General features: G+C 68.8%; 10 protein-coding genes. 3 read left to right on the top strand and 7 right to left on the bottom strand.

Features of this window, described 5'->3' with window-relative positions:
* The first annotated feature begins 10 nt into the window (after positions 1–10).
* Entirely contained in the window at positions 11–709 is a 699-nt protein-coding gene (locus CFB18_RS05695; protein ID WP_088570837.1) for a PIG-L deacetylase family protein, read from the top strand.
* A 24-nt stretch (positions 710–733) separates the two neighbouring features.
* Here the strand turns inward: CFB18_RS05695 and CFB18_RS05690 are convergent, their stop codons facing one another.
* The 7 genes from CFB18_RS05690 to CFB18_RS05660 form a co-directional block, all read right to left on the bottom strand.
* The gene (locus tag CFB18_RS05690) at positions 734–1,360 is read right to left on the bottom strand and encodes a site-2 protease family protein (RefSeq protein ID WP_088570836.1); all 627 of its coding nucleotides are present in this window, start codon (positions 1,358–1,360) and stop codon (positions 734–736) included.
* Between the two features lie 339 nt (positions 1,361–1,699).
* A complete protein-coding gene (locus CFB18_RS05685) occupies positions 1,700–2,926 on the bottom strand; it encodes a class I SAM-dependent RNA methyltransferase (protein WP_088570835.1) in 1,227 nt (408 codons plus the stop codon).
* Between the two features lie 68 nt (positions 2,927–2,994).
* Positions 2,995–4,794, bottom strand: a complete 1,800-nt coding sequence (locus CFB18_RS05680) for an amylo-alpha-1,6-glucosidase (RefSeq protein ID WP_088570834.1) — start codon at positions 4,792–4,794, stop codon at positions 2,995–2,997.
* A gap of 425 nt (positions 4,795–5,219) precedes the next feature.
* Complete coding sequence (locus tag CFB18_RS05675) at positions 5,220–6,146, bottom strand: type II secretion system F family protein (protein ID WP_088570833.1); 927 nt, start codon at positions 6,144–6,146, stop codon at positions 5,220–5,222.
* Positions 6,143–7,396 (bottom strand): pilus assembly protein TadG-related protein, encoded by a 1,254-nt coding sequence (locus tag CFB18_RS05670; RefSeq protein ID WP_159461595.1) that lies wholly within the window; start codon positions 7,394–7,396, stop codon positions 6,143–6,145. The genes CFB18_RS05675 and CFB18_RS05670 overlap by 4 nt, the downstream gene beginning before the upstream one ends.
* Positions 7,397–7,534: 138 nt before the next feature.
* On the bottom strand, positions 7,535–8,266 hold the full coding sequence (locus tag CFB18_RS05665) for a nicotinate-nicotinamide nucleotide adenylyltransferase (RefSeq protein WP_159461594.1): 732 nt from the start codon (positions 8,264–8,266) through the stop codon (positions 7,535–7,537).
* Between the two features lie 29 nt (positions 8,267–8,295).
* A complete protein-coding gene (locus CFB18_RS05660) occupies positions 8,296–9,981 on the bottom strand; it encodes an NAD(P)H-hydrate dehydratase (RefSeq protein ID WP_088570830.1) in 1,686 nt (561 codons plus the stop codon).
* A gap of 622 nt (positions 9,982–10,603) precedes the next feature.
* Here CFB18_RS05660 and CFB18_RS05650 point away from each other — a divergent pair.
* Together CFB18_RS05650 and CFB18_RS05645 are read left to right on the top strand one after the other, a co-directional pair.
* A complete protein-coding gene (locus tag CFB18_RS05650) occupies positions 10,604–10,990 on the top strand; it encodes an ASCH domain-containing protein (RefSeq protein ID WP_088570829.1) in 387 nt (128 codons plus the stop codon).
* Positions 10,991–11,209: 219 nt separating this feature from the next.
* Positions 11,210–11,629 carry a cytochrome c maturation protein CcmE gene (locus CFB18_RS05645; RefSeq protein WP_088570828.1) on the top strand — a complete coding sequence of 140 codons (420 nt, stop codon included), beginning with the start codon at positions 11,210–11,212 and terminating at the stop codon, positions 11,627–11,629.

Genomic DNA, 11,629 nt, shown 5'->3' with positions numbered 1-11,629 from the left:
GGAGGGATCTATGGAGGAGCCGGCGACGCCGGAGCGTGCGCTGGTGGTGGCGGCGCATCCCGATGATGTGGAGTTCACCTGCGCGGGCACGCTGGCCAAGTGGGCCCGTCGGGGATGTCGGATCGCCCTGGTGCTGTGCACCAGCGGCGACGCCGGGACGGAGGAAGCGGGCCGCTCCCGGGAGGAGGTGGCGCGCATCCGGGAGGAGGAACAACGAGCAGCGGCCCGCGTCCTGGGCCTGGAGGAGGTGATCTTCCTTCGTCACCCGGATGGCCTGCTGCAGCCGACGCTGGAGCTGCGGCGGGAGCTGGTGCGAGAGATCCGCCGCTTCCGCCCCCAGGTTCTGGTCTGCGGAGATCCTTCGGTTTATTTCTACGGAGAGGACTACATCAACCATCCGGATCACCGCGCCGCGGCGCAGGCGGCCTTGGAGGCGGTCTTCCCGGCCGCCGGGATGCCGCTGGTCTTCCCCGAGCTGGGCCTGCCGCCCCATCGGGTGCAGGAGGTCTACATCTACGGGGCCGCCCAGCCCAACCTGTGGATCGACATCGAGGAGACCTTGGAGATCAAGATTGAAGCCCTGCGCTGCCACCGCTCCCAGATCGGGGATTGGGACCCCGGCCCCATGTTGCAGGCCTGGGCGGCCGAGGAGGGGCGCGCCGTCGGCCTGCGTTACGCCGAGGCCTTCCGGCGCATGCGCCTGGGGTAGAAACGACCGCTGTGGGGGCTCCCCTCAGAAATACATCAGCAGGAGGACCAAGCGATACACCGGCTGAAGAATGGAGGAAAGGAGTCCCAGCTGGCGCTCCAGGATGAGGAAGAGGAGGAGGGGGAGCGGGCCGTAGGCCTCCAGCCGAGCGTAAGCGTAGGCCATATCAGGAGGCAGCAACCCCTGTAGCACGCGGAAGCCGTCCAAGGGCGGCAGCGGCAGCATGTTGAACACCGCGAGCCCGACGTTGATGAAGATCCAGGCCCGCAAGAAGGCGAAGGCCAGAGGGCCCGCCAGCAGGGGCTCCGGAGCCGCCCGATAGACCAGGATCCCCAGGCCGGCCAGGAGGAGGTTGGCCGCCGGCCCCGCGCCGCCCACCAGGGCCATCCCAACCCGCGGCCCATACCGGAGATAGAAGGAGTTCACCGGCACCGGACGGGCCCACCCGAACCCGGCCAGCACCAGCATCAGGGCGCCGATGGGATCCAGATGGGCCATGGGATTGAGGGTGACCCGACCGGCGCGCCGGGGGGTGGGATCCCCCAGGCGCTCCGCCACCCAGGCGTGGGCGAGCTCGTGGAACGGCAGGGCGAACAGGAAGATCACCGCCAGGGCCAGCAGGTAACCCGCATCCAGTCGCAGGAACGGCATGAAACCTCCTTTTCACGCTGATTGAAATCAGCCTCCCCAGGCGCTCCGCGCCGGGCGTCGGCCTCCGCCGACGCAACGGTATCGGTCGGCGCAGGCCGACCGTCGGCCACAGGCCCTCCGAGGCCGAATTCATTCGGCGCCCAGGCCGACCATCGCTCTCACGCCGATTGAAATCGGCCTCCCCAGGCGCTGCGCGCCAAGCGTCGGCCTTCGCCGACGCAACGGTATCGGTCGGCGCAGGCCGACCGTCGGCCGAAGGCCCTCCGAGGCCGAATTCATTCGACGCTCAAGGCCGACCGTCGGCCACAGGCCCTCCGAGGCCGAATTCATTCAGCGTCGCTACGACCGCACGAACAGCGAGACCGTCTCGATGTGATAGGTCTGCGGGAACATATCGAACGGCTGGACCTCCACCAGGCGATACCCGGCATCGATCAGGCGCCGGGCGTCCCGGGCCAGGGTGGCCGGGTCGCAGGAGACGTAAATCCAGCGAGCGGGGCGCAGGGCCCGCAGCGCCTCCAGGGCCTCCGGCGAACACCCGGTCCGGGGCGGGTCCACCACGACCACATCGAAAGGGCCCTCCAGCCCGGGCGCCACCTCCTCCACCGTCCCCATCCGGATCTCCACGTGGGGGAAGCTCGAGAGATTATGAAGGGCGTCGGCGGCGGCCGCGGGGTGCGCCTCGATCAGCACCACCCGCCGGGCGAAGGGCGCCAGATGCGCCGCGAACAGCCCGACCCCGCCATAGGCATCCAAGACGGCCTCCGTCCCGTGCAGGTCCGCCCACTCCCGAACCCGGCGAACGAGGGCTTCCGCCACCGCGGTGTTCGTCTGGAAGAAACTGGGCGCGGAGATGCGGAAACGGAACCCGTCCACCTCCTCCGTAAGGTAATCCAGGCCGATGAGCGGGACAGCCTTCTCCTCCTGCGTGAGCAGGACGAGGGAGACCCGCAGATCGGTCTCCAGGAGAGGGGGTTCGTCCCCTTCCGTCTCGAAGATCACCATGCGGTCCCCGGTGCGGACGCCGCAACGAAGGGTGAGGCGGCGCAGGGGCAGCCCCTCGATCTCCAGGGCCTCGTAGAGCTCCTGGAGCATCGGATGGGCGATCCAGCATCGGGTGATCGGGATCACCCGGTGGGAGCGCATGGCCTGGAAGCCCAGGTGGCCATCTGCGGAGACGGAGAACTGGACCTGGTTCCGGTAGCCGAAGGGATCAGGGCTGGGGATCATCGGACGCACCGGCGGGTCCTCGATCTTCCCGATGCGGCGCAAGGCATCCCGGACGACGGCCTCTTTGAGGCGCAGCTGGGCCTCATAGGCGATGTGCTGAAAATGGCATCCCCCGCAGGTCCCGAAATGGGGGCACGGCGGATCGACCCGCTCCGGCGCCGGGCGGAGCACCCGGAGGATCCGTCCCCGGGCATACGAGCGGTGGTCCTCGGCCACCTCGATCTCCACCTGCTCCCCGGGGATCCCGAAGGGGACGAAGATCACCTTGCCCTCATGGCGGCCGATGGCCTCGCCGCCGTGGGCGATCTGTTCCAGGGTCAACTGGATCCGCGTCATCCCCAGGTTCCCCGCCGTAGGTGCGATCCCTCCGCCCCCGCATGGCGCTGTTCCCGGAATCGCGGGGATCAAAGTTCCAGGTCGGGCTCCCGGCTGGCCTCGATGGCCAGCTCGATGAACACCGCCGAGGTCCAGCCGAAGATGGGAGCGGCGCGGGGCGGCCGTCCCCCGGTCTCCGGATGGTAATACTCGTAGAGATCGCGATGGCCCATGGCCAGCCGGAGGGTGCGCCGCCGCAGCTCTCGGGCCAGCTCCGGGTATCCACACCGGAGCAGCCCCTCGATGAAGAGGCGATTGATGTTCAGCCAGGTGGGGCCGCGCCACATCTGCTCCGGATTATAGTGCGGATCGTCCAGGGCCACGGTGGGGATGGGATAGCGCGGCCAGAAGGCGTGCGGATCCTGCAGATGGGCCACCAGCCGCTCCACGATGGGCCGGGGGAGGCGTCCGGTGAGCAGTGGGTAGAGGCTGAGGGGGGTCTTGATGCGCACCGGCTGCTCCCGCCGCAACGGCCAGAACAGGCCGGCCTCCCCATCCCACATCGCCGCGATCATGCGTCGGGTGAGGGCCTCCGCCTCGGCCCGCCAGCGCGCCGCGTCCTCCGTCTCCCCGATCACCTCGGCGATGCAGGCCAGATGCTCCATCTGGATCACCAAATAGGTGTTCAGGTCCGGCGACTCCACCGGCATCCCCTCATCCCACACCGGGGAATCGTCCCAGCCTGAGGAATAAGGGTGGTTATACTGACACAGGCCGTCCCGGTCGTCATCGTTCCGTTCGAACCACCACTGATTCCAACGCACCAGGGGCTCGTAGATCTCGTCCAGGAAATCCCGATCGCCCCCCATCTCGTAGAGCTTCCAGGCCGCCCAGGCGGTGATCGGCGGCTTGGTCACATCCGCGTCCACCGGCAGCGGAAGATGGGTGACCCGGCCTTCATCGTGCACCGCATCGGGGATCATCCCGTCCTCCCGCTGGTGATCCAGGATCAGGCGGATCTGATCCTCCGCCAGCTTGAGGTCCACATAGCGATAAGCCAGGGCGTGGAAGCAGGCGTCCCACTGCCAGACGCCCACGTAGTGGATCTTGCTGGGGGTCATCCCCTCGCGGGTCATGTAGAAGCGGGGGGAGATCAGCCCGGCCCGCATCACCCACCAGGCGTAGTAATACTGGGGGGCCAGGGCTTCGTGGACCGGCGGGGCGGCGGCGAACCACTCGTGCCAGCGGGCCTCGGCCTCCTGAAAAACGGGGAGGGCCGGCCGCAGGCTGCGGTTGAATCCGAGGCGAGGGGTGATGTTCAGCAGGACGGCAGCGTCCGGGGTGGGCTCGACCAGGAACGTGACCCGGAAGAGGCCGGGGCCGGCGGACTCGATTTGATTGAGGCGCAGGCGGGCGTTCGTCGTATAGGCGAGGTTGCGCACCCCTCGCAGGATCCCGCCCCGGCGATCGGCGCGGGCGGTCTCTGCCTGGGCGACGAACTGGAAGCCGATGGGCTCTGGAGGAAGCGAGAAGTAGAGGGCCTCCGGATCGTTGAAGGTCATCCCGATGGTCCCGCGGGGGGTGTGGAAGAACACGGCGTGGGGGTAGGCGGTGAAGGAGGCGGGCAACGGCTCGCCATCGGGGCCGATGAAGACCATGCGCTCCACGATGGGACGGCGCTGGCGGTAGTCGCCGAACTTCTCCTGCTGCTTCTCCCACCGCTCCGCCAGCTTGATGAACAATCCCGGCACCCCCGGGCGCAGGTCCTCGGCGAACACCATCATACGCGAGGACCGTTCGCTGAAGGGCACGTGATGGAGATCGATCCGATCCTTCAGCAGCCGGCAGAACGGACTCCTGGGCTCCTCCCAGCCCATCGGGAACGCCATCGCCGACAACACCCCCTTTCGGGTTTCGTGGGGCCCTTCGGCCCCCCTCCCCCGGATTATAGGGAGGCCCGGACCGCAGGCAACATTTCGCAGGGCTCACGCATGGGGTCCGGGCGAAAGCCCTCCCGACAAAGACCGATGTTTGTAGGAGCCGCGACCCCTTGCGGGATCAAAGATGAAGGGTTCGGGGCTGAAGCCCCTCCCACGTAAAACCGAAATTCATTTCGGCCTCCATGCCGTAGGAGCGGCTTCCACCGCGACCTTTTCTTCCGCTGCGATCGGTTATGGCGAGGGGGAGGAACCGCCCACGAGCGGAGGCACAGATACCCAAATGAGGGCGCACGGAGATCCCGCGGGGTGGATGCGTGGACCGCCGACAGGGCGCTTGAGCGGAAGCCCTTTCTGCCACCCACCGCCCCGACCCATCACACGGAGAGCCGGGTCATGCGGCGGATGACCAGAAAGCCCAGCAAGACCAGAAGGAGCATCAGGCCCAGCAGGGCGTAGCCGGCGACCCCGCTGGTGAAGAAACGCATCATATACCGGCGGTTGAGGGGGAAGAGGATCAGCCAGAGGACCAGCGGGAGCGCCGCGAGGATCTGGGCGCTGAGCCGATAGGCCGCGGTGAGGGTCCGGATCTCGTTCTGGAGATAAACCCGCTCCTGGATCCGCATCGCCACCCGCTCCAGGAACTCGGCGAGGTTCCCGCCCACCTGCTGGTTGATCTGGATGGCGGTGAGGGCCAGGGCGAGCTCCTCGCTGGGCACCCGCGTCCGCATGTGCTCCAAGGCCTCCGAGAGGGAGAAACCCAGCCGGACCTCGATCAGGACCCGGCGGAACTCGTCGGCGAGGGGCGGAGGGAGCTTCCCGGCGGCCTCCTCGAGGGCCCGATACAGGCTCCCGCCCGTCCGCAGGATCCCGGCGATGAGGAAGAGGGCGTCCGCCAGCTGGCCCTCCAGACGGTGGCGTCGGGCCTCCCGGCGGTGGCGGAGGAACAGGAGCGGGAGGGCCGCTCCCGCGGCCGCGCTCAGGAGGACCAGCCCGGGCAGCCGGTAGATCGCCAGGCCGATCCACGCCCCCAGGGCCGTCGTCCCCAGGATCAGCCCGAGGAACTCGACCGGGCGCCAGGGGAGATCCGCCTCGGCCAGGCGCCGGCGGAGGGCCCGCTCCCCCCGGCGATGCCACTCCCTGGCCCTTGCCCACCACTCCGACAGCCAGCGGGCGAGCCGCTCCCGCGCCGACAGGCGCTCCGGATCCTCCGCTTCCTCTTCTTCTTCATCCCCCATCCAGAGATAAAGCAGCGCGCCGAGGAGGAGCAGGAGAAGGCTGCCCAGGAGGATCGCCCCGCTCATCGCCGCAACTCCACCCGGGTCACCCCCGCCGGGCACACGGTGGGATCAAAGACCAGACGGAAGGTCCCCCATCCCAGGGAAAGGTTCTTCCCATAAATCGCCCCGCGGTCGGACTCCGCTTGCGGGGCTTGCAGGGTCACCGGGCCCCCGGCGGCGTAGATCAATCCGACCCAGGTGAACCCGGAGGGGTTCATCGTCGTCATCGTGATGGCCCGGCCGGCGACCAAGAGGGGCGCCCCGCGCTGGGGATCGTTCAAGGCATTGCGCAGCTCATAACGGTTGCCCAGGTCGTCCAAGAAGAGGGATCCGACCGCTGCCAAGGTGACCGTGGCCTTGATCGGACCCATCCCCTGGGTTCGAGCAACCCGTGCGTCCCCCTCCAGGTAATACAGGCCATCTTGCAGGCGGACGCGCTGGGCCGTAATGCATTGATTGGGAATCGGATGCGCGGCCCCTGCCGGATGCGCGTCGAGGAGGATCGGCTGACCCGGGTTCTGGGGGCGGATACAGTAACGGTTCCCCCCATAGGCGTTCCACAGCGGGCCGCCGGGGGCGAAGTCCTCCGGGGCGTAAAGGGCGGGAAGAGGCTGGAAGGGGACCTGGACCCGCCCGTCCTGGCACTGCACCCCGAATCCGATGTCCGCAGTGGTTCCATATTCACATACCCCGCGGATTGTGCCGCTCCATTGAAGAGTGAGGCGCGTCCCCGCATGGACGCTGCCGGTGACGTCCAGCGAGGCGAACTGGGCACGCAGATCGTTCTCCGCGAAGAGGGCGTGGGCGCAGGCGGGGCTCGGTCGGTAAATGGCCACGGCCAGGGCCCGCACCTCCAGGGGGTCGAAGCCGAAGACCCCGGCGAAGAAGGCATCGAACCGGTTGATGACCGTGACCTGAACCCCCCGGGCGTCCGCCGGGATGGTCCCGGATGGGAGGGGCGCCAAGAGGTTGCCGTTCTCATCCACATAGTAAGCCTCGAAGGCGTTGGGGGCGCCGTCCACGTTGAAGACGCCGTGGGTGTCGATGGCCTCCCGCAAGGCGGCGAGGAGGTCCGCCTCGCTCCCGCCCTGGCGTCGGATCTCCCACAGGCGTCGGGTGCCGGAGAGGGCGGCGGCGTCGGCGGCGTTCTGGGCCCGCCGCCGCTGGACGAACGCGTTGCCGCCGTCGATGGCCAGCGCCACCAGCGCCAGAAACCCCGCGAAGGCCAGCCCGAGCAACACCAGGGCCTGCCCACGCCCCCCACGCCCGCCCATCCTCCGGCGCCTATCCATCCGAGGCCCTCCCCGCCCCCGTCGTAGGGATCCCGAAACTCCACGTTTCTCCATTTTCAAACCGATTTTACAAAAGCGTATGAAACGCCGAGGAGGGACAAAGGTCCGGGGGGGAGCGGGCTATCGGATGCCGGCGAGATCGGGCAGGATCTCCGGGGGCACCTGATCGTCGACGGGCTCCCCGCGGGCCAGGCGCTGGCGGACCTCCGTGGAGGAGATCCCGGCGAGATCGGAGAGGAGCGCGAGGAACGCGATGCGCTCCCGATAGGGGGCGCGGGCGGGATGGTTCAGGAAGGCCTCCAGGGCGGGGAGGTCCCATGGGGGACGGGGCGCGATGACCAGATGGGCGGTGGTGAACAGGGCCTCCAGGGCCGCTTCGATCGCCATATCCGGATAGTAACGGGGATCGAACAGGCGGATCAGGGTGTCGCCGCCCATCAGGAAGAAGAGCTCGGGCCCCTCCCCCACTGCCTCCCGGAGGGCCCGCGCCATCTCGAAGAAGCGGGGGCGGTTGCAGAGGGCCACACTGCAGGCCGGCCGCGCCCGGGCGATGGCCAGGAGCATGCGCAGCCGCTCCGGCATCCCGAACCCGACCAGCGGCTTCTCCACGTGGAGGAGCGTCAGCAGGAACACGCCCTCCTCCAGCGCGAAGGCCGCCTGGGCGGCCTCCACCAGGGCCACGTGGGCGCGGGTGGGCGGATTGAAGGAGGCGGGGAGAACGCCGATGCGCCGGGCCCCGGGCGTTGCCCGATGCACCCAGCGCCATTGAGGCGGCCCCCGAGGGTCCAGCTCCCGCAAAAGCGTGTTTAGGTCCGGGATCGGGAACCTCCGATCCTCCTGCTCGGGGTCCATGGGCGGGCTCCTGTAGAGGGCTGCCTCGCTCATCCGCCCAGAGCCCGGAGGGCCATGGGGAGGCGGGGGATCAGGTCCCCGGCGGTCACGCCGGCCTCCCCGATCTCCGCGCGGGCGCGCTCACCGGCCAGGCCGTGCAGGTAGGCGCCCAGGGCGGCCGCCTCGAAGGGCCCCAGGCCCTGGGCCCGCAGGCCCGCGATGGCTCCTGCCAGCACATCCCCCGTCCCGGCGGTGGCCATCGCCGGGTTGGCGAAGGGCATCACCAAGACCCGGCCATCGGGGGCCGCTACCACCGTGAAGGCGCCCTTCAGCACCACCACATGGCCCCAGGCCTGGGCGAACTGCCGGGCGATCCCCAGGCGATCCGCCTCGATGGCCCCTTTCTCCAGCCCGGTCAGCCGGGCCATCTCGCCGGGATGCGGGGTGAGGATGGCGGGTCCGGGGAGCCGGGCCGCCCACTCCCGGGCCTGGGCGATGGCGTTGAGGCCGTCGGCGTCCACGATCAGAGGCGGCCAGGAGAAGGCGGGCGATGGGGCCTCCGCGGCCTCCGTCTCAATCTGGAAGCCCAGGCGTCCCCGCTTCAGGGCCCTTTCCATTCCGAACATCCGATGGACAAAGGCCACCGCTTCCTTCTCCTGGGTGAGGCCCGGCCCGAGGACCATGGCGGCGTAGCCCTCAACGGCCTTCGCCAGCACCTCCACCGCATCGGGGATCAGGACGCCGAGCTCGTCGGGCAGCAGGATGTAGGTGATCTCCGCCGTCCGCGCCGCCAGGACCGGGTAGATCGTTCGAGGGATCGCCAGGGTGACCCATCCGGCGCCGACGCGCGCCGCCGCGTGGGCGGCCAGCCCGGGCGCGCCCGGGTAGTTCGTGGAACCCGCCACCACCGCGACCTTCCCGAACGTGTTCTTGTGGGCGTCCGCCGGGCGTGGGGGACGCCAGGTCCGCGCCATCGCCGCGTCCATCACCTCGAAGGCACCTTCCGGGACCCACTTCGGATCGATCCCGATGTCCGCCACCACCAGCTCGCCCACGGCGTGCGCGGCCGGGAACCGGAAGTGACCGACCTTCGGATGCGCAAAGGTCACGGTGAGATCGGCGTGGAAGGCGTTGGGGTCCAGCTCCCCGGTGTCGTAGTTCATCCCGGTGGGCCCATCCACGGCCACCAGCCAAGGCTCAGGGGGCACCCGGGAGATCCAGGCTGCCGGAGTTAGCGGGGTGCCCGGGGCGAAGAAGGAGACCGGCCACGGCCGCCGATCGCTCACCTCGGCGCGCACGATCTGGAGCATCCGCAACAGGTCCCCCTCCAGCGGGCGCGTGGTCCCGGTCCCCAGCAGGGCGTCGACAATGACCGCGGCGCTACGGACCCAGAGGCGGAGCACCCGCCACGTGCGGTCGTCGCCGGCCTGGGCGATGAAGCAGCCGGCCGCCTTCGCCGCCTGGAAGACGGGATCGGTCTCCTCCCGGGGTTTGAGGAGGTAACAGGCCACCTCCGCCCCGGCCTCTTTCAGCAGGCGGGCCGCCGTCAGGCCGTCCCCCCCGTTGTTGCCGGGGCCGACCAGCACCAGGATCCGCCGGCCCTGGACGGGCATCCGTCGCATGATCTCGGCGGCCACCGCCTGGCCGGCCCGTTCCATCATCCGCGCGTAGGTGTGGCCAGCGGCGTCCGCCGCGGCCTCCGCCTGGCGCATCTGCGCGACGGTGAGCGCTTTCATCCGTGAGGCTCCCAGAAGACGGAATCCGCCTGGCTCTCAGGCGATACATGGTCCATCGGTAAAATATACAGCGAAACAGGGAAGGCGCGGCGCACAGGGTGGGGATAGATCGCAAGGGTTCCCCGGCCTGTAGAGGGGAGGAGCAGTGAATGAATCTGGGCTCGCGGGGGGAGGAACAACTCGACCGCTTCCGGTTCGGCCTAAAGAGGAACCGAGCGAGGAGCGGGCCCCCGACCGAAGGCTTTCTCCCTGCACCGCTCCGCCCCGGCGGGATGCCGGACGATGTCGGGCTCGGTGGGGGGCCAAGGCTGGCGGAGGTAAGCGGTGGAGAAGACGGCGACCCTTGAGGAAGCGATGGACCTGATCAAGCCGCTCTCGTTGTTGAACAAAGTGCGTTGAATCGAGCAGATCGCTTCGGACATCTAGCGCGAGTTCATGTCGATGAGGTCTGCCCCGCGGAAATCGTTGTGGGGCCTGTGCGCGGATCTGGGGTCGGCGCCGTCGGCCGAAGAGATCGACCAGGCACGCCGGGAGAGATGATCTCTTCCTGATGGATAAAGCCTGTTCGGTTGCTTCAAGATCAGGGGTCGCGCCGTTATATAGCAAGTCAGGAGGGAAAGCGATGCGCCCGGAGCTGGGGTTGATCGTGCAGGAGCCTTACGCCACATACATCGTGTTGGGGAAGAAGACCTGGGAGATCCGCCGGTATCCGACGCACATCCGGGGGCGCATCGGGATCGTCAGCCCGCGGGGATGGATCGGGACGGCGGTGCTGGCGGAAGTGCGAGGGCCGGTCTCGGTGGAGGCCCTGCGACATCAGCGCTCCCGGCACCGGGCGGATCCCGAGTTCCTGGAGGCTTACGCCCGGGGGCGTCCGCTTTACATCTGGGTGTTGACCGACCCTCAAGCCTTCCCCGAGCCGATCCCCATCTCCCGCCCCCGAGGGCCGGTGGTCTGGATCCGGCTGGAGGAGCCTCCGTCTCGAAGAGCCCGCCAGGCCCGCCGTTGAGCGCCCACAGCGATCGCCCTCGCGGGCGCGGACACGCCGGGGACCGGTTGGCCCCACGCATCCCCTCCGATGGACGAAGGCAGGCTTCCCCTTCGGCCCTCGCCGGGACACTTTCCTCGCTGGATTGTGGAGGGCGGGCTCCCGATTCCCTGGCACGGGATGGAAGAAGCGCGCTCCACGTGTTAGACTCAAAGCAGAACACGGACCTGGAGGCCTCGGATGCGCGCTCGCTTCTGGGTGGGAGGCGGCTTGCTCGCAGCCGCCCTGGGGTTGCTGATCGTCAACGGGTTGCGCAGCGCGTCCCAGTATTACCTCACCGTCTCCGAACTGAAGGCGCGGGCGGCGAGCCTGCAGGGCCGCCCCATCCGCCTCTCCGGGATCGTCGACGGCGGGACGATCCGCTACGATCCGGAGACGCTCCATATCGAGTTCGGCCTGGTGGACCGGGTGGCCGACATCGGGAAGGTCCCGCCGCTCAAGGTGGTCTACCAGGGGGTGAAGCCGGACCTCCTCCAGAACGAGGCCCAGGCGATCGTGGAGGGCACCCTGGGGCCGGATGGGGTGTTCTACGCCCGAACCCTCCTCCTCAAATGCCCGACGCGCTATGAAGAGGAGGCCGCCACGGGATCCTCCCGATAG

Source organism: Thermoflexus hugenholtzii JAD2 (assembly GCF_900187885.1).
In the GTDB taxonomy this organism is placed as follows: Bacteria; Chloroflexota; Anaerolineae; order Thermoflexales; family Thermoflexaceae; genus Thermoflexus; species Thermoflexus hugenholtzii.
The sequence above is the reverse complement of the archived record's forward strand: the minus strand, read 5'-3'. Positions and strand labels throughout refer to the sequence as shown.

Bases quoted from the DNA above. Each gene is read 5' to 3' on its own strand.
- CFB18_RS05645 (WP_088570828.1), top strand. From the start codon at position 11,210: ATGCGCGCTCGCTTCTGGGTGGGAGGCGGCTTGCTCGCAGCCGCCCTG.
- CFB18_RS05665 (WP_159461594.1), bottom strand. From the start codon at position 8,266: ATGGACCCCGAGCAGGAGGATCGGAGGTTCCCGATCCCGGACCTAAAC.
- CFB18_RS05670 (WP_159461595.1), bottom strand. From the start codon at position 7,396: ATGGGCGGGCGTGGGGGGCGTGGGCAGGCCCTGGTGTTGCTCGGGCTG.
- CFB18_RS05685 (WP_088570835.1), bottom strand. From the start codon at position 2,926: ATGACGCGGATCCAGTTGACCCTGGAACAGATCGCCCACGGCGGCGAG.
- CFB18_RS05660 (WP_088570830.1), bottom strand. From the start codon at position 9,981: ATGAAAGCGCTCACCGTCGCGCAGATGCGCCAGGCGGAGGCCGCGGCG.
- CFB18_RS05690 (WP_088570836.1), bottom strand. From the start codon at position 1,360: ATGCCGTTCCTGCGACTGGATGCGGGTTACCTGCTGGCCCTGGCGGTG.
- CFB18_RS05650 (WP_088570829.1), top strand. From the start codon at position 10,604: ATGCGCCCGGAGCTGGGGTTGATCGTGCAGGAGCCTTACGCCACATAC.
- CFB18_RS05680 (WP_088570834.1), bottom strand. From the start codon at position 4,794: ATGGCGTTCCCGATGGGCTGGGAGGAGCCCAGGAGTCCGTTCTGCCGG.
- CFB18_RS05695 (WP_088570837.1), top strand. From the start codon at position 11: ATGGAGGAGCCGGCGACGCCGGAGCGTGCGCTGGTGGTGGCGGCGCAT.
- CFB18_RS05675 (WP_088570833.1), bottom strand. From the start codon at position 6,146: ATGAGCGGGGCGATCCTCCTGGGCAGCCTTCTCCTGCTCCTCCTCGGC.